At 39.2% G+C, this 17,484-nt stretch carries 15 protein-coding genes and 1 pseudogene; 3 read left to right on the forward strand and 13 right to left on the reverse strand.

The features are described 5' to 3' along the window. Window positions 1-15: 15 nt before the first annotated feature. The 4 genes and pseudogenes from IPJ16_10410 to truA form a co-directional block, all read right to left on the reverse strand. A pseudogene (locus tag IPJ16_10410) lies at window positions 16-1,599 on the reverse strand (NADH-quinone oxidoreductase subunit D). Between the two features lie 31 nt (window positions 1,600-1,630). Then, complete coding sequence (locus IPJ16_10415) at window positions 1,631-2,176, reverse strand: NADH-quinone oxidoreductase subunit B (protein MBK7627585.1); 546 nt, start codon at window positions 2,174-2,176, stop codon at window positions 1,631-1,633. A gap of 5 nt (window positions 2,177-2,181) precedes the next feature. Then, window positions 2,182-2,532: an NADH-quinone oxidoreductase subunit A gene (locus IPJ16_10420; GenBank protein ID MBK7627586.1), complete on the reverse strand. Its 351-nt coding sequence runs from the start codon at window positions 2,530-2,532 to the stop codon at window positions 2,182-2,184. 117 nt (window positions 2,533-2,649) lie between these two features. After that, the gene (gene truA, locus IPJ16_10425) at window positions 2,650-3,399 is read right to left on the reverse strand and encodes a tRNA pseudouridine(38-40) synthase TruA (protein MBK7627587.1); all 750 of its coding nucleotides are present in this window, start codon (window positions 3,397-3,399) and stop codon (window positions 2,650-2,652) included. Window positions 3,400-3,557: 158 nt separating this feature from the next. Here truA and IPJ16_10430 point away from each other — a divergent pair, with 158 nt between their 5' ends. Both IPJ16_10430 and IPJ16_10435 read left to right on the forward strand, forming a co-directional pair. Then, a complete protein-coding gene (locus IPJ16_10430) occupies window positions 3,558-4,922 on the forward strand; it encodes an MFS transporter (GenBank protein MBK7627588.1) in 1,365 nt (454 codons plus the stop codon). Between the two features lie 26 nt (window positions 4,923-4,948). Next, the gene (locus IPJ16_10435; GenBank protein ID MBK7627589.1) at window positions 4,949-5,974 is read left to right on the forward strand and encodes an ROK family protein; all 1,026 of its coding nucleotides are present in this window, start codon (window positions 4,949-4,951) and stop codon (window positions 5,972-5,974) included. 67 nt (window positions 5,975-6,041) lie between these two features. On the opposite strand, the gene gluP is transcribed toward IPJ16_10435, so the two are convergent. From gluP to IPJ16_10450, 3 genes are read right to left on the reverse strand one after another with little or no spacing between them, the layout of a single operon-like run. Continuing rightward, entirely contained in the window at window positions 6,042-7,268 is a 1,227-nt protein-coding gene (gluP, locus tag IPJ16_10440) for a glucose/galactose MFS transporter (GenBank protein ID MBK7627590.1), read from the reverse strand. Window positions 7,269-7,283: 15 nt separating this feature from the next. After that, on the reverse strand, window positions 7,284-8,348 hold the full coding sequence (locus IPJ16_10445; GenBank protein MBK7627591.1) for a galactose mutarotase: 1,065 nt from the start codon (window positions 8,346-8,348) through the stop codon (window positions 7,284-7,286). Between the two features lie 5 nt (window positions 8,349-8,353). Beyond that, window positions 8,354-9,619, reverse strand: coding sequence for a galactokinase (locus IPJ16_10450; protein ID MBK7627592.1), 1,266 nt, complete (start codon window positions 9,617-9,619; stop codon window positions 8,354-8,356). 208 nt (window positions 9,620-9,827) lie between these two features. Between IPJ16_10450 and IPJ16_10455 the strand changes: the two genes are divergently transcribed. Next, window positions 9,828-10,856 carry a low specificity L-threonine aldolase gene (locus tag IPJ16_10455; protein MBK7627593.1) on the forward strand — a complete coding sequence of 343 codons (1,029 nt, stop codon included), beginning with the start codon at window positions 9,828-9,830 and terminating at the stop codon, window positions 10,854-10,856. Between the two features lie 109 nt (window positions 10,857-10,965). Here the strand turns inward: IPJ16_10455 and IPJ16_10460 are convergent, their stop codons facing one another. The 6 genes from IPJ16_10460 to IPJ16_10485 form a co-directional block, all read right to left on the reverse strand. Continuing rightward, the gene (locus IPJ16_10460; GenBank protein ID MBK7627594.1) at window positions 10,966-11,745 is read right to left on the reverse strand and encodes an energy transducer TonB; all 780 of its coding nucleotides are present in this window, start codon (window positions 11,743-11,745) and stop codon (window positions 10,966-10,968) included. Between the two features lie 17 nt (window positions 11,746-11,762). Then, a complete protein-coding gene (locus IPJ16_10465) occupies window positions 11,763-12,431 on the reverse strand; it encodes a biopolymer transporter ExbD (protein MBK7627595.1) in 669 nt (222 codons plus the stop codon). A gap of 1 nt (window position 12,432) precedes the next feature. Next, window positions 12,433-13,071, reverse strand: coding sequence for a biopolymer transporter ExbD (locus tag IPJ16_10470; protein ID MBK7627596.1), 639 nt, complete (start codon window positions 13,069-13,071; stop codon window positions 12,433-12,435). A 43-nt stretch (window positions 13,072-13,114) separates the two neighbouring features. Next, window positions 13,115-13,933: a MotA/TolQ/ExbB proton channel family protein gene (locus IPJ16_10475; protein MBK7627597.1), complete on the reverse strand. Its 819-nt coding sequence runs from the start codon at window positions 13,931-13,933 to the stop codon at window positions 13,115-13,117. A gap of 201 nt (window positions 13,934-14,134) precedes the next feature. Continuing rightward, window positions 14,135-16,333, reverse strand: a complete 2,199-nt coding sequence (locus tag IPJ16_10480; protein MBK7627598.1) for a tetratricopeptide repeat protein — start codon at window positions 16,331-16,333, stop codon at window positions 14,135-14,137. Window positions 16,334-16,426: 93 nt separating this feature from the next. Next, window positions 16,427-17,461: a substrate-binding domain-containing protein gene (locus tag IPJ16_10485; GenBank protein MBK7627599.1), complete on the reverse strand. Its 1,035-nt coding sequence runs from the start codon at window positions 17,459-17,461 to the stop codon at window positions 16,427-16,429. Window positions 17,462-17,484: the final 23 nt, after the last annotated feature.

The following is a 17,484-nucleotide window of genomic DNA, read 5'->3' on the forward strand; positions in this document are numbered from 1 at the left end:
GTCTTCTGTCTTCTTCTACCTGTCGATATCCGGTATAACCAGATCCAGCGATCCTCCGATTGCCACAAGATCAGCTATCTTAAATCCTTTGGCAATGTGGTTCAGCACAGAGAGATTCACAAAATTTGGTGACCTGAACTTAACTCTGTAAGGGTTTTTGTTTCCATCACTTATAATATATACACCAAGTTCACCCCTGGCTGTTTCAACCCTTTGATAATACTCGCCTTCAGGCAGTTTAATTACCGGCTTCATCTTAACAGCATATGGCCCTTCGGGAATATTGTCAATAAGCTGTTCGATAATATTCATGGATTCCCACATCTCATCGATCCTGGCAATATATCTGTGATAGGTATCTCCTTCATTAAACAGGATTTCCTTAAATGTTATCCTGTCATATGCACTGTAGGGTTCATGTTTGCGCACATCACATGAAAATCCTGAAGCTCTTCCTGAAGGACCTGTAATACCGTATGATATAGCATCTTCGAGCGACAGGTTGCCAATTCCTTTACTTCTTTCGTGGAATATAACATTGCCTGACAATAACTGATCATATTCAGGTAATTTTGTCCTGAAATATTTTATGAATTCTTTTACCTTTTGCTGAAAGTCAGGATGGATATCATACATTAAACCTCCCGGACAGTTATAACTGACAATCATACGGCTTCCGCAAGTCTGTTCCCAGATATCAAGAATCTTTTCCCTGTCGCGCAGACCGTAAAAAAAGCATGTCAGGCCACCAAGGTCCATTCCGAAAGATGCCCACCAGAGCTGATGCGACTGTATACGGGTAAGTTCCGACATGATAGTGCGGATAACTTTTACCCTTTCAGGGATGTCAACTTCAAGTGCCTTTTCAACATTCAGACATACAGCTTCATTATTAATATGAGCTGAGAGGTAATCCATTCTGTCGGTAAGATGTATAATCTGAGGGTAGGTGATACTCTCGCACATCTTCTCTATACCTCTGTGTATATATCCTATATGAGGCTGAACACTTTTTACCATTTCACCTTTCAACGAAACTACTAGCCTTAACACTCCATGTGTTGAGGGATGCTGAGGACCCATGTTGATTACATATTCCTGCTGCTCGTCGGCTGTAATATTTTTTACCTTTTCTTCCATCATCTACTTGGTAACAATGTTAATATCATCAACATAGTCCTTACGTAATGGGAATCCCCATGAACTGTCAAGGAATAGTCTTCTCAGGTCAGGATGATTGGTAAACTTAATACCAAGCAGGTCAAATACCTCTCTTTCAAGAAAATCTGCAGTTTTCCAGATATCAGAAACAGAATCAAACTTAGGGTCTGTTCTGTCGGAAGTTCTTGATTTAATTACAATAGAGTGGTTGAGAACTGTTGATCTTAGATGGTATACAACACCAAGGTCCTGACCGTAATCAACACCTGTAATACAAACTAAAAAGTCAAAAAGCAGTTCCTTATTCTCGCGAAGGTTTTTAGCCACCGTATATAAACTATCTGGTGTTACATTTACCTCTGTGAATTGCTTGCCTTCGCTGATCTCAAGATCAGGATGGTTTTTCTTTAAAAATTCTCCTAATTGTATTTTATCCATTGAATATCAGATTTCTGAGATTATGGTCAGACTAAATTGAATCGTGTGAAGCATTTCTTTTCCTTCTGGATTTAATAGATTCGGTTTCAATTTTACGCTGAAGCTGCATCATACCATATAATAATGCTTCAGGGCGGGGAGGACAACCAGGTACATATACATCTACCGGAATAATATGCTCGACACCTTTTACTACGCAATATGAGTTAAGGAAAAAAGGACCTCCCGATATTGCACATGCACCCATTGCAATTACATACTTTGGTTCAGACATCTGATCGTAAAGTCGTTTCAGTACAGGGGCCATCTTATTAACGATTGTTCCGGCAACCACAATAACATCAGCCTGCCGGGGGCTGGCTCTGTAGACTTCCATGCCGAATCTGGCAAAGTCGTGACGCGGAGCTCCGGCAGCCATCATCTCAATTCCGCAACAACTTGTAGCGAAGGTAAGCGGCCATAGGGAGTTCTTTCTTCCCCAGTTTATCACATCATCAATTGTGGTCAGAAATACATTTGAATCCAGTTCCTTAAGAAGATCAAGGGTTTCATTATCCTTGAATTCCTCTCTTTTCATTCCTTTTATTCCCATATAAGAGCATGTTTTTTCCAGGCGTATAATAATCCAAGGCCCAGAATGAAAAAGAATATCACAATTTCAATAAAAGCAGTCATCCCAACCTCTTTCATTACAACTGCCCATGGAAACACCAGAACAGTTTCCACATCGAATACAAGAAAGAGAATGGCGAACAGGTAGTATCCGACATTAAACTGAAGCCATGTAACGCCCTCGGTTGGAATACCGCATTCGTATGGATCAAATTTTTGTGGATTTATTGATTTAGGAGCTACTATACCTGAAAAAATAAGTACAAGTCCAACAAATATAGCCCCGACAAGGAAAAATAAAATTAACCATTCATTACTCATAGATCATGGTATTTGGGTTATTGAAAGCCGCACAAACTTATTATAAAAATTGATTATTGTGAAATAATTAACAGCTTATAAAAGTGATAATTATCACATCAGTAAATCAGAAGCCATTTACAAAAAAATCTCATCAGGGTATTCAATTTCTGTCAGGAACAGTCCCTGTGCAGGAGCTGATTTCCCGGCTTTGCATCTGTCTTTTTTCAGAATGATTTCTTCAAATTCCACGAGAGTTATTTTGCCTGATCCCAGGTCTGTCATGGTACCAACAATAGCCCGTACCATATTCCTGAGGAATCTGTCAGCCCTTATTGTAAAAACAAGCCTGTTTTCCTGTTCTTCCCATTCAGCATTGTAGATCCTGCATATATTTGTCTTTGCTCCGGAATGCAGTTTGCTGAAACTGGTGAAATCTGAATGATTCAACAAAATATCACAGGCTTTATTCATTATGGAAGTGTCTAATACCCCATGAAGATACCAGCTCGAATTATTGAAGAATGGGTCTTTTGTTCTGGCTATGTAGTATTTGTATGTTCTTGATAAAGCACTGTATCTGGCATTGGCGTCAGCCCGGACCTTCCGTATTGAAGAAACTGAAATATCTGCAGGAAGGTGGCAGTTTAGTCTGAAAATGAGATTTTTATCTGTGTCAAGAGAAGCGGAATTACAATCAAAATGTGCGCAGAAAATGAGTGCATGTACTCCGGTATCAGTTCGTCCGGCACCTATAGTTGATATTTTTTCGTTAAGAACAACACTCATGGACTCATCGAGAATCTGCTGTACGGTAGTCGAATTTGGTTGTACCTGCCAGCCATGATAGGAAGTGCCTTTGTATGAAATGTATATGAAGTACCGCAAATCTGATAGGTTTTTGCAAATATAATCAATCTAAACTATCAGCTTTGTTTTTTCGAAAACGTGCTTTCATAGCATTAGTATAATTCAATTAAATTAATATATTTGTTCAGAACTCAAATAAACCTATCGAATCAATTAATTAACTAAAAAATTAAATAATGAAACAGCAATCAGAAAGCAATTTAAGACTTGGCATGACCCTTATGGCTATGATTTTTTTCATATTCGGGTTTATTACCAATTTTAACATCGCATTAAAAGATCAGGTTCAGGCGACATTTCAGCTTAGTAACTTCATGGCTAACCTTGTTAACGGAGTATTCTTTTTTGCCTACTTCGTATTTTCTTTTGCATGCGGTAAAATCATAAAGAAAACAGGTTATAAAATGGGAGTTATTATCGGGTTGCTCCTTATCGGATTAGGAAGTTTTCTGTTTTACCCGGCTGTAGCAGTACCTTCATATGCCTTATTCCTCGGCGCTGTATTCGTAATGGCAACAGGTGTTGTTTTTCTTCAGACTGCTGCAAATCCATATGTTGCGGCTCTTGGCTCAGAAGAGACTGCCTCCTCAAGGCTTAACCTTACACAGGCTCTCAACTCATTTGCAACTACAATGGCTCCATTTATTGTTGGTATTCTGGTACTCACTCCGGCTGCTATTGCAATGGGACCAACAGCTGTACAGGTGCCCTTCCTGGTAATCGGATCAGTTGTTGTTTTAATAGCCGTTGTTATCTTCTTCATGAAACTGCCTGAGATTATGGGCGGAGAGGAAGAAGTTGGTAAAAAGAGCATCTGGAAACGTACTCACGTATTATTAGGTGCACTTGCAATTTTCTTTTATGTAGGTGCAGAAGTTGGTATTTCAACTGCAATTGTACCTTATCTTAAACAGAGTGGTATGCTGATTGGTGAAGCTGCAAAACTCGCTGCAATGTACTGGGGCGGTGCAATGGTAGGAAGGTTCCTTGGTTCAATTAATCTTAGTGCCATGGAGAACCAGAAGAAATACATGTACTCTGGTTTTGTAATCGTTTTAGCTTTCTTTGTTGGCTGGTTAGTAACAAGCAGTCAGATTAAAGATGGTGTTTTTGTATTTGAATCATCACCAAAGAACGGTTTTATATTTCTTGGCATTGCAGTTGTTAACTTCATTGCTATGTTCCTTTCAAAAGGAAAAGCAAACATCGCTCTCGGAGTATTCGGATCAATTGCTGCTATTTTAGTTTTCTCTTCGACTGTCCTTGGTGCTAACGTAGGTATCTGGGCACTTCTCTCAATCGGTTTCTTCAACTCTATCATGTTCCCGAATATCTTTGCTTTAGGCGTTAAAGATCTTGACCGTTTTGAGATGCCGATGGCTTCAGGTATTATCAATACAATGATTGTGGGAGGATCTGTTGTTCCTTTGCTTATGGGTTATCTTACTGACTCTGTAAGCGTTCGTGCAGCATTAATTGTACCAGTGATATGTTATGTCTATATAGTGTTCTTTGCTCTGAAAGGAAGTAAAGTCAAATAATTTTAAAAAATAAAACGATCATAAAAATGAAAAGAGTAGCAATTGGAATTGATATTGGGGGAACCAATACAGCAATCGGAGTGGTTGACAGCGAAGGCAATGTTCTCTATGAAAGAAAGCCACAGATGGCAACTCCGCAGAAAAGCGAAAACCCTCATATGACGCAGGTTTTATCTGATACAATATTGGCAAAATACATTGCAAACCTTACTGAGGAAATTAAGACTGCCATTGCAATGGTTAAACAAATAAACTCCGAAATCGAAGTGATGGGTATTGGTATTGGTGCACCAAATGCCAACTACTACAGCGGAACAATAGAATATCCGCCTAACCTTCCATTTGTAGGAGTGGTTGGTTTTGCTTCACTTATTGAGAAAAATTTCCCTGAGTTTAAGTTCGTTAAACTTACGAATGATGCCAATGCTGCTGCTCTTGGTGAGATGATATACGGTGGTGGTAAAGGAATGAAAAACTTCGCCATGATGACCCTAGGTACCGGACTCGGAAGCGGCCTGATCGTTAATGGTGATTTAGTTTATGGTTCAGATGGTTTTGCTGGTGAATGTGGTCATACTACAGTTGTTCCCGAAGGACGTGTTTGCGGATGCGGCGGACGTGGCCATCTTGAAGCATATTGCTCAGCCACCGGAATAAAACGTACAGTTTTTGAGCTTCTTGCGAAATATAATGACTCAGCAAGCCCGCTGGCTAATGTTCCTCTGAATGAGATGACATCAAAAATAGTCTTTGATGCTGCAGAGAAAGGTGATCCAATTGCAAAAGAAGTTTTCGAGATTACCGGCGAATTACTGGGACGAGCCCTGGCAGATACAGTTCACTATCTGAGCCCTGAGGCAATATTCCTTTTTGGCGGCGCTGCTGCTGCAGGTGATTACATATTCAAACCGACAAAAGCAAGTATGGAACGTCACGTTCTTCCTGTATTCCGTAACAAGGTAAAAATCCTTCCTTCGGAACTTAAGGAAAGTTCAGCTGCCATAGTTGGTGCGAGTGCTCTTATCTGGAAAGAGCTGGAGAAAAGCAAATAAATCAGGCAGATATTAAAAAAAGAGGTTCACAATTTGTGAACCTCTTTTTTATTGTATATGATTGAGATTATCTTATTTTAGAACCTTTGGTGGCGAAGAAGATCAGGTATACATAGTATACAAAAATCAGACTTATAGCTGCCATTACCGAGCCTGTGGCAACCTGAATCTTTCCCATTATAAGTGTTAATATCGAAGCTCCGATAACAGAAGTAGCTATTACCCCTGAGGCAACTTTTGCATGAGGTCCAAGATCTTCCAGAGCAAGGTTATAGATTACAGGCCACATAATTGAGTGGAAAAGACCAGTGCCAAGGAAAAGCCACATCGCAATATTCGGAGCACTTGAACTGAGCGCGAATGAACCTCCGAGTAAAATTGCCCCGCCAATAGCACAAATAGTAAGAATCTGGCTGGCTTTATACTTTCTTAATATAAAGATGCCCAGAATACGACCTACCATCAAACCGCCCCAATAATACTTCAGCATATCTATAGGATTAATTCCCTGGATGCCAAGTTTTGCTGCATAGTCAGGAAAGAAACTGGAGATTCCGATTTCTATTCCCATATAGAGGAATATGGCCAGCGAACCAAGCCAGACATGTGTGTATTTAAATGCACTTGATTTATACTGTTTCTTTTCAGCACCTTCTGTTTCGTTATCGGACGTTTTAATTTCAGGCAGCTTCAGGAAAAACATAATTGCCAGAATCACAGCAGTTATGATACCGATAACCATGAACGGACCTTTTACTATATCCTTGATTGCCGAGTTTTCCATTTTGGAACCTGGCTCAAGTTCAGGAGTAACAAGAAGAATTGAAACAAAAATTGGTGCTATTACTGTAGCCACAGAGTTAAGAGCATTTGTAAGTGTTAAGCGGCTTGCAGCAGTTTCAGGACTTCCTAATGCATTAACATAAGGAGCAGCAGCAACCTGTAGTATTACAACACCTATTGCAAATACTGATACAGTGCTCAGGAAGCCGTAATAGCCCATAGAAACCCCTGGTATAATAAGGAAAAATCCGAGTGAAATCATTCCAAGTCCGGAAAGTACTCCATTCTTGTAACCGATTTTTGTCAGAAGAAAACCAACTGGCACAGAGAGGATATATGCCCCGTAGAAAAATGTGTTAGGTAACTGCTTCTGAAAATCATCAAGACCAAATGCGTTCTTAAGGAAATCGATTGTCGAGTTGTTCATTGTTGTAATGAAGCCGAACAGGAAGAAAAGCGAGGCCATTACAATTAGCGGAAACAAATAGCTTGGCTGTTTAGAGTTAGTCATAATTATAGTATTAATTTATTTAACATAAAATTTGTGTACGCAGGTTTGTTTATACACTTCACCCGGTTTTAACAGGGTAGAAGGGAAGGCTGGCTTATTCGGTGAATCGGGAAAGTTTTGGGTCTCGAGACATAATGCTGAACGCATGCCATATTCATGACCACCTTTACCTTTACTTCCGTCAAGCCAGTTACCGGTATAAAGCTGAACCCCCGGCTGTGTTGTATGAACTTCCATTACACGACCCGATTTTGATTCAAGGCATGTAGCCGCAAGGGTTAATTTTCCTGGTATCTCTTTGTTTATGATCCAGTTGTGGTCGTATCCCTTGCCATGCTTCAGCTGATCGTAACTGTCATTAATTTCTTTGCCTATAAGCTTTGGTTTAGTGAAGTCCATGGGAGTGCCGGCAACTGGTCTGAATTCCCCGGTTGGTATAAGTACTTCGCTGACAGGTGTAAATCTATCGGCATTAATAGTCAGCTGGTGATTCAGAATATCCCCGTTACCTTCTCCTGCAAGATTAAAGAAGGAGTGAGAAGCGATGTTTACATGTGTCGTTTTATCAGTTTTTGCCTCGTAATCAAGTACCAATTCATCCTCGCTGGTTAAAGTGTATGTAACCTTTAGAGTTAGGTTACCAGGGTATCCCATTTCATTGTCACAGCTTTCATATACCATCTCAATTGCCTGTTTATCTTGGGATTTAATTACTTCCCCTGCAGCAAATACCTGATTATTGAATCCTTCAGGGCCTCCGTGAAGTGAGTTAGGACCGTTATTAACTGGCAGCTGGTAAGTTTTACCATCAATACTGAACTTACCGTTAGCTATACGGTTGGCATATCTGCCACAAATAGCACCAAAATATGGATTGCCTTTAATATATTCATCAATAGACTCGTAGCCAAGAACAATATCTTCAAATTTCCCATTCCGGTCAGGAACATAAATACTTACAATTTTGGCTCCGAAATTCGTAATCTGGACAACAAGTCCATTCTTGTTTTTCAAAGTAAAAAGCGAAGTGGATTTCCCTTTAAATGTACCTTTGAAAGCGTCTTCCTTAATGTAGTTCATATTTCTTAAAGATCAATTTTATCAGCGCCTTTTTGCCTTATGAACAGGTTATGGCAGGAACCTTTCCCGAATACGTGTTCTAAGGTTGTGATGTATTTATTCAGCAGGTTCTGCGGAACAAATGCCTGTATTGTACCTGCAAATCCTCCTCCATGTACACGCCATGCTCCCTGTCCCTTAAGTACAAGCTCGCTTAAAGCAAGAGCAAGAGAAACACCCTGCTCTTTTACATTATTAACAGGGTAGATATTCTGGTTGTACATATAGGAACTAAAGCCTGAATCAACAACCATCCCGAGGAATGCTTTAAAATCATTTCTTTCAAGTGCAGCAACCTGATCTACAACACGCTGGTTGTCTCCCTGGAAGTGAATAGCCCTTAGAATTGCCCTGTCGCCAACTTTCTCACGGATTTTAGGAGTAATTTCCAATACCTGATCAATTGTAACCTGCCTGAGTACCTTTGCACCTAATTCAGCTGCGACAGCCTTCATATCAGTAGGCAGGGACGCGTATTCATCATTCAGATCTGCATGATTGCCGCCGGTATCGGTTATTACTAACGCAAATCCTGTAGAAACGAAATCGAAGTTGACCTTCTTTACTATGGGCTTGGAAGGATCTTTAAAGTCGATTGTGACAAGACCGCCTACAGCACATGCTGTTTGATCCATTAGTCCGCATGGCTTGCCAAAGAATACATTCTCAGCATATTGTCCGATTATGGCATTTTGAACTGCATCGAGTTTGCCATTATTAAATAAGTGGCTTACGATTGCTCCGATAAGGACTTCAAAAGATGCAGAGGAACTTAGTCCGGAGCCAACAGGTACTGCTCCATCAATGCAGCAGTCAAAACCTCCGATAGTGAAACCATTTTCTTTCAATCTGGCACAGATACCTCTCACAAGCGAACCTGAAGTGTAATATTCCTTTTTATCAGGCATGAGGTAATTCAGATCAACCTCAAACCTTGGATAACCAACAGATTCAATCCTGACAATATTTGAGTTGTTCTTAGCAGCCACAGCTATATTATCAAGGTTTACCGCACCTGCCAGTACCCGCCCGTAATTATGGTCTGTGTGATTTCCTCCTATCTCGGTACGGCCAGGTGAGCTGAACAGCATAATACCTGATGTGCCGAAGGCAGAATTAAACTTCTCGATAAGACTTTTATACCTTTGAGCCTGCTTTTTCAGGACCTCTTCACTGGTACCGTACAATTCTTTGAATGCACTGTTGTTACCATTGTTAATCTTTTCAATCATTAGCTAAAAATTTATCTTTTCTGTTTATGATATCTAACTAAATATTAGTCGGTTTTTTAATTAGTCTAAGGTAATTTTTTTTTAAATAGCTGATATCTTAAATTTTCTTAATAAGTTCTTTTATCTAAAAAACTTCACTTAATATCGTCACTATGGCCCTCATTATTATCTTTGCGAAGTACAAGTTATATAATACAAAAACCAAAAAATGAGAAGAGGATTTGCCAGTGATAATAATGCAGGTGTACATCCCGATATTTTAAAGGAGATTGTTGCTGCAAATATTGACCATGCAATTGGGTATGGTTCAGATTTATGGACAGAAAAAGCGTTAAATCTTTTTAAAGAGCACCTTGGAGATTCAACTGAGACTTTTTTTGTTTTTACAGGAACAGCTGCAAATGTATTAGGTCTTACATCTGTCACCAGATCATGGAATTCAATTATTGCAGCTTCCTCAGCCCATCTGGAGCAGGATGAATGTGGTGCTCCTGAAAAATTTACAGGAGGTAAAGTTCTTACTGTTGATACAGTGGATGGTAAAATAACGACTGATCTTATAGAGATACATATGCACGGTATTGACTTTGAGCATCATTCACAACCCAGGGTGATCTCAATCACCCAGACAACTGAGATGGGTACTGTATATTCTGTCTCAGAGATCAGGAAGATCGCCGATTATGCTCATTCCAGGGGAATGCTGCTTCATATGGATGGGGCGAGACTGGCAAATGCTGCAGTTTGTCTTAAATTACCTTTTAAGGATTTTACAACAGGTGCAGGAGTTGATGTGCTCTCATTCGGAGGTACAAAGAACGGCATGATGTTCGGTGAAGCAATCTGTTTCCTGAAGCCCGGATTATCAGATGATTTTAAATATATCAGGAAACAGGGAATGCAGCTTGCTTCGAAGATGAGATTCATTTCAGCACAGTATATAGGATATTTTAAGAATGACTTATGGAGAAGATGTGCTGAACATTCAAATGCAATGGCAGGGTTGCTGGCTGACAAACTTCAAGGAATCAGCGAAGTCAAAATTACCCAGAGGGTTCAGTCGAATGGTGTCTTTGTAATTATGCCGTCGGATGTGGCAGAACGAGTACGAAAGCACTATTTCTTTTACCCCTGGAATGAAAAAACTTCTGAATATCGTCTGATGACAAGCTGGGATACAACTGAAGATGACATTAATGATTTCATCGGGTTACTCTCAGCAGAGCTTAAAAAGTAAGATTACTTCTGACTTCTTCATTCGTTTGATCAATTGTTCTTACTTCAATTTATATAAATAAAAAAGGCTGAATCAATCGATTCAGCCTTTTATTATAGTGTAAAGTGTTTTACTTCAGCGTGAAAGTAATAGGTACCATGTACCAAACCGGAACTGGTTTTCCACCCTGTTTACCGGGTTTAAAAGCCGGAAGAGTGTTAACAACCCTTATAGCTTCAGCATCGAGTTCTGGATCAACACCTTTAAGAATGCTCACCTGGCTGACTCCGCCTTTTGCAGTAACACAGAAACGCACAATTACTCTACCCTGGATGTTGTTTTCTTTAGCAACTTCAGGATAATTTGTGTGTTCTCCGATATACTTAAGCAGTTCAGTGTCACCGCCCGGGAACATGGGCATCTCTTCAACAACTACGAATGGTACTTCTTCAGGTTCTGCTTCCTGTACCTCTTCTTTAACTTCAGCAACAACTTCAACAACCTCTTCGTTTTTAACTTCTGTCTGAGCTTCGTCAGCTGTCATAAGCTGTACGTCATCCTCAGGTTTCACAGAGTCAACAACTACTGGAGGAACATATTTAGCCTGCTGTACTACGTCTGCAGGAGGAGGAGGAGGAGGAGGGGGAGGAGCCACCTGTTCGGTAGGCTGATCCAGGTTCTCCAGTTTAATCTCAACCAGTCTCTCAGCACGTTTTGCCTGATTATCCAATGCTTTCGCATTGATATACGGAGTAATAATAGCCGTTGCCAGTATAATTATACCAATTGCCAGTGCAAAAAGTACTGTACGATTATATTTTTTCCTAAGGCTGTATGCTCCGTACTCCTTATTCCTTGCTTCGAAGACTATATCATCGAAAGCAGGTGCATTTACTTTTTCTTTTGCCATTTCTCTGGAGTTTTCGGTTATTTCGTGGAATCAGTCGCTGATGGTGTAATGCCTGTAGTCATCTCTACCATCTTCTCTTCATACCAGGCTATAGGCACAAATGTATAACGGGCAATTCCGCAGATATTCATCTCATCGAGGATATCAACAAAATTTCCGTAAGTAGCTTTTTTGTAAGCCTTAATAAGCACAATAGGACCTGTATCATCGTCCTTTTTAAGTTGTGCTATAGAAGCTCTTAATGAATCCTGGGAGATCTGAAGTTTTCCTGTTAAAACCTCTTGTTTGAACTCATCTATTTTCTTAAAAAGAGCTCTGTTTCTCTCTAGCAGTTTCATGCGTAAGCCAGTTGCTTCTGCGCTGTAATCTAACTCTGTAAGAGGAGGAAGATTATTATATTCCTCAGGTTTTACGTTTCCCTGGTACCAGTAAATCTTGTCATTCGGACCAAGAATCAGGTTCATGGTACGACTGGCAACTACAACCGGAGCTTTCTGATTCGGATCTTTGATCTTTTCAGGAAGGTTAATCTCCATAACCTTTGCTTTTGAAAAAGCAGTGGTAAGCATAAAGAAAGTGATCAGCAGACACATAAGGTCAACCATAGGTGTCATGTCAATATGTGGTGCATGCTTCTTGGCTTTCTTCTTCCCGCCAGCTTTTTCTTCTTGAATTATTTCAGCCATATCACTTCTGTATTTCTTCTAGATTTATTTTAGCACCTTCAAGACTTGTGATAAGATTGAACTTATTCACATTCTTTTCCTGCATAATATCAAGCACCTTCTGTACAATCGGAAAACCAGTTTTTGCATCACCTTTAATACATGCCTGAATGTTAGGATTCACCTGGCGTGCAAAAAGAACCCATAGAGCCAGCTGATTATCAAGGGAATCGATTGGAATTCCTGTCTGGAATACAGTTTTCTCCTTGTTCCCTTTAGCATTGAGGAACTCCTTCATCTGCAGGATAGGAACCCCGATTGAAGTTGGATATTTTTCAAAATCCCGAAGTTCAGATTCAGTAAATTCGATATTATATCTCTTGCCCATTTCAGCAAGAATTTTTGGTCTGAATTTGAATGCTGTATCCGGACCATTATCGAAGTTAATAAATACTTTGTCGTCTTGGGAAAGAAGAAGTGTAAATGTATTAAAATCAGGTGTTGGTTTTTCTGATATTGAATATGGTGTATCGATAGGAGCAGGTTCCTGCTGTCTCATTGTAGTTGTCAACATTAGGAATGTCAAAACTACCGAGAACAGGTCAACCATCGGCGTCATGTCGATATGTGGCGACTTTGTTGGTAATTTAATCTTTGGCATTGTAGCGTATATTAATTGTTTATAACCAAAAGATCAATTCTCATTACTTGTCTTTCAATGAAGCAGCAAAATTCTGTGTCAGGCTGAAACCAGCTTCATCAATTTTAAATGTATAAGAATCAATTGTGGATGAGAAATAGTTGAAAGCTACGATTGCCAGGGTAGAACCTGTAATACCAAATGCGGTATTAATAAGAGCTTCTGAGATACCTTCTGCAAGGGCAAGTGCATCTGGAGCACCTGACTGAGCAAGAGCAGCAAAAGCCTTGATCATACCAAGAACTGTACCGATAAGACCGATCAACACTGAAATAGAAGCAAGAGTAGAGAAAATAACCATGTTCTTTGAAAGCATTGGCAGCTCAAGTGCTGTAGCTTCCTCGAATGATTTCTGAATAGAAAGAATCTTCTGATCTTTCTCAAGTTCTTTGTCTTTCTGAAGGTCACGATAGCGGGCAAGACCAGCTTTCATAACGTTTGCAAGAGAACCTCTCTGTTTGTCACAAGCTTCCAAAGCCTCTTCGATTTTGTCTCCTGCAAGAAGACCCTGAAGCTGACTTACGAATGAATTAAGTCTTCCTTTACCTTTTGCTCTTGATAATGTGATAGTTCTTTCAAAAATGAAAATAATAAGAACTAAAACGCATGTCATAAGAATTGGAACAATTGCACCTCCTTTGTAGATGATTCCCAAATAGTTACCCTCTAGTGCTCTTCCCTCAGGATTGCCTCCCTCGAAATTAACAGGGTTACCCATAATCTGCGTGAACAAAATATAGGATACAATAAAAGCTATTAAAATAGCACTTGTTGCGAATACATTCTGCAACGCATCTTTGAACGAACTTCCTTGTTTACTCATTTTATCGATTTGTTTAGGTTTAAGATTTTTTTTACGATTTGCAAATATATATTTAGAATTGATATTTTCAAATATTGCAGGAAATAATGTTAAGTTTTTGGCACAGTTTAGAATAATTCTCTAAACTGTATGACCGTTAAGTTAACATTATACCCTGCTTCTTTTTTTGATTTATTCAGTTATTATCGTTATTAAAATGTTCTACTGTTCTAGTGTAACGTTGTAAACCCTCGATTTTGTTATTGGTATTTCTAGAGTTTTATAGCCTTTGGCTACAATTAAAAGAGTTTCTGAATCCTGTGGAATCTCAAATTTATACTCTCCTTTTGCGTTGGTAAGTGTTTCTGCTGCAGTATCTTTTACTCTAACTGAAGCATAACCAATTGGTTGTCCGGCTTTACTCTTGATAACACCTTTGATCTCGTTAGGATTGATACCTTTCTTAACCTGTGCTTCAAATTCACGTACATAAGCTAACTGACTCTTTGCAGAAGCATTGGCAGGATCAATTGCCAGCATCTTGTTAAATGCTTCAGTAGCCCTTGATAAATAAGGCAACCTTCCTTCGTTTGTCTTTTCATCCTTGGTTGATCTCAGTTCAATAGATCCGATTCCATAATATCCTTTAAGCTTGTTTTCCTTGCTGGTAGGATCAAGATTGATCATTCTGTTATAGTAATCCTTTGATTTACTCCAATTCTCATTCATCATGTGGTAATAGCTGAGGTAGTTGAAGGCTTCCATCATCTCATTTTCGTATTTTACTGAGTCAGTTTTTCCTACTTCAGCCACTTTCTCAAATTTAGGTTTTGCAAGACCTAGTTTTGTATCAGGATCCATTTTGGAATATGTTCTCGCAATCCAGAGATGAGCAGGTACATATGATGGATTTGTTTTTGTAATGGAGGTAAATAACGAATCCGCAGTCTTAAGTTTCTCTCCGTTATAATATGCACGGCCGATTCTCATCAGGTCTTCAGTATTATCTTTTGAAGGATCAAGAAGTTTGGCCCATGTTTTAGCTGCCATGTCAAATCTCTTATTGTTGTAATAGCTGTTGGCAATCTCATTCAGCAGGTTCTTATCTTCAGGTTTATAACTTAAAGCTTTACCATAGGCAATATACATCCTGTCCAGTTCAGCATCAGCCTTTACAACTTCTTTCTCGGCATTAGCAATTTTTGCGTTAAGTTCATCAGTTGCTGGCTTTGTTTTTGCTTTTTCAAGCTGAGATTTAAGTGAGTTGAGATCTTCAACCATTTTTGGATAACCCAGATTCCTCTTGGCAAGAATCCTTGCAAGATACAGGTAGTCTTTCTGAATTATACGTTCAGGAGCTACTGTTTTGAAGAGTGTCTCCATGTATGCCAAAGCTTTATTGTAATCCGGTGGATTCTTTTCATAGCATGAATAACCGGCGATACGGTTCATATATGATCTGGACTGGTCAACCGCAAAAATTTCTTCAACAGTTGTAATAACACCATCGTAATCTTTTGCATAGAAGAGGGCATTAACATATCTTGTTTTTGCAGGGATATTACCGGAAGTCAGATCGAGATACTTTTTAAAGTATTCCTTCGACTGATCAAACCTTTGTGCAAGAAGATAGACCTGACCAAGCTCTCTGTAAGCAGGAGCAAAGGCAGCATTTAACTCGATTGCCTGTTCAAAGCATGGTATTGCTGCAGTAAGCTGACGGCCCCTTACATATATAGTTCCGATTTTCATCTGGGCTGTAGGCGACTGAGGATCAGCAAACTGAGCCTGGTTGTAAAAATAAATAGCTTTTGAACCGTCATTCATTAGTATATAAATATCACCTGCTATCAAATAAACATCTCTGTTCTTATTGTCAATTTTAATTGCTTCCCTGATAAGTGGTAATGCTGCACCTGTGTCAACCGCTGCATCCTTAATGTAGGATTCTGCAATTTTTGCAAGAGTAAATGCATAGTCTTTGGCAGGGGGAGAGATTTTTTTAAGGTTTTTATATGGAAGGAGAAAGCTTTTTGCCTTGGCCCTCATTTCTGTAGCAGTCTTATTGTCTCCCAACAGGAAGGCTACTTTTGCAAGACCTATATAGTTAAGCGGATCATTTGCATTTGCACTTACGCCTTTCTGATATACTTCTTTGGCAGCAGTTGCAGAAACTATCAGTGAGTTGGAAATAGTATCAGCATAATAATCAGCCAGATAGTTTTCTCCAAGGTAAAAATAGTTCTTGCTGTTAGCAGGTTCCTTCTTGATAAGGTCCTGCAGCATTGCCTCGGCTTTATCATATTGCTCGCTCCTTGTAAGGAGGGTTGCACTATTGAGATCCTGTGCCTGGCTTCCAATTGCAAAAACTGTCAACATCACTGCCAGCAATGCTGCTGGTCTTAAAATTAAACGTTTCATAGCTATCGTAATTTTGTTGTCAATTATAGTGTATAAATTCTATTCAATCATCAATTTTCTAATCCCACGTACCTCGAACCCCGTACCCCGTACCTATTTCTTCACCTGCACCAGCCTTATCGGCATAGTAGCCGGAACTAATCCGGATTTTAAAACAATCCTCTGACCCTGCTCAGCACAGGCCCAGTTGATAAACCCGGAACCAAGGCCCGGAAATGTTTCTCTTGATATCAGATAAATCTCTCTTACAAAAGGATACGACTTATCATAAATAAAACCCTGGTGCGGACGGTAAAACGAACCGTCATTCATATATTTCTGAGAAACTGCAATGATATTGACTTTTTTTGTAAAACTCATACTAAGTGAGTCATCTTTATCACTTATCCAGTTTACACTGATAATACCTAAAGCATCAGGATTTCGAGATACAAAGTTAATAACCTCCGGATTACTGTTTACTGCAAAGAAATTTCCTTTGAGAGAATCTTTGATTCCAAATTCCTCTTTAAAGTATCTGATATTGCCTGATTTGTTATTATCAAATATGACACGGATTTCTCCAAGCTTTGATTTTAAATTTACATCTTTCCATGTTTTTACTTTGCCCTGAAAAATATCTTTTATTGTATTATAGGTAAGCAGGGTATCGGTATTAGATCGGTTTGTAACAAGTGCTAATGCATCATATGCAAAAGAAGAGGTTCTTGCAACTATAAGTGTGTCGCGCAGATACTGGATCTGATAATCTGAAAGCTTCTTGCTTGTTACAATCACCTTAACCGAATCATTCATGAAATCTTCAATTACATCAAACTCAGGTTTATACAACGCAGTAATTTCTGCATTTACATATAGATCTGTAAATGTAAAAACTTCTGATTCGATAAGTGGCTGAAATGATTCGTCTGCGACTATAGTAATATTTCCCCTTGTCGGTGTTTCATTAGTTCCTGTTTTTCCCATCTGACCGCATGCTCCCAAGAGCAAGAGCAGTCCTATTAAAGGAAGACCCAACTTTAAGGTAGATTTATTACTGTTCTTTCTGTCCACTATATTAAAGGTTGTGAAACTAATGTTCCGGCTCGCAATAATAATAAATTTTTGAATAACTGATACTCTGTTCATATCCTTAAAATTTGTCAAGTTTA

Source organism: Bacteroidales bacterium, from assembly GCA_016709865.1.
GTDB lineage: Bacteria > Bacteroidota > Bacteroidia > Bacteroidales > VadinHA17 > LD21.

Coding starts and splice junctions, on each gene's coding strand:
- IPJ16_10455 (MBK7627593.1), top strand. CDS start 9,828: ATGAGAAGAGGATTTGCCAGTGATAATAATGCAGGTGTACATCCCGAT.
- IPJ16_10415 (MBK7627585.1), bottom strand. CDS start 2,176: ATGAAAAGAGAGGAATTCAAGGATAATGAAACCCTTGATCTTCTTAAG.
- IPJ16_10460 (MBK7627594.1), bottom strand. CDS start 11,745: ATGGCAAAAGAAAAAGTAAATGCACCTGCTTTCGATGATATAGTCTTC.
- IPJ16_10480 (MBK7627598.1), bottom strand. CDS start 16,333: ATGAAACGTTTAATTTTAAGACCAGCAGCATTGCTGGCAGTGATGTTG.
- IPJ16_10435 (MBK7627589.1), top strand. CDS start 4,949: ATGAAAAGAGTAGCAATTGGAATTGATATTGGGGGAACCAATACAGCA.
- IPJ16_10420 (MBK7627586.1), bottom strand. CDS start 2,532: ATGAGTAATGAATGGTTAATTTTATTTTTCCTTGTCGGGGCTATATTT.
- IPJ16_10475 (MBK7627597.1), bottom strand. CDS start 13,933: ATGAGTAAACAAGGAAGTTCGTTCAAAGATGCGTTGCAGAATGTATTC.
- IPJ16_10485 (MBK7627599.1), bottom strand. CDS start 17,461: ATGAACAGAGTATCAGTTATTCAAAAATTTATTATTATTGCGAGCCGG.
- IPJ16_10430 (MBK7627588.1), top strand. CDS start 3,558: ATGAAACAGCAATCAGAAAGCAATTTAAGACTTGGCATGACCCTTATG.
- gluP (MBK7627590.1), bottom strand. CDS start 7,268: ATGACTAACTCTAAACAGCCAAGCTATTTGTTTCCGCTAATTGTAATG.
- IPJ16_10450 (MBK7627592.1), bottom strand. CDS start 9,619: ATGATTGAAAAGATTAACAATGGTAACAACAGTGCATTCAAAGAATTG.
- IPJ16_10465 (MBK7627595.1), bottom strand. CDS start 12,431: ATGGCTGAAATAATTCAAGAAGAAAAAGCTGGCGGGAAGAAGAAAGCC.
- IPJ16_10470 (MBK7627596.1), bottom strand. CDS start 13,071: ATGCCAAAGATTAAATTACCAACAAAGTCGCCACATATCGACATGACG.
- IPJ16_10445 (MBK7627591.1), bottom strand. CDS start 8,348: ATGAACTACATTAAGGAAGACGCTTTCAAAGGTACATTTAAAGGGAAA.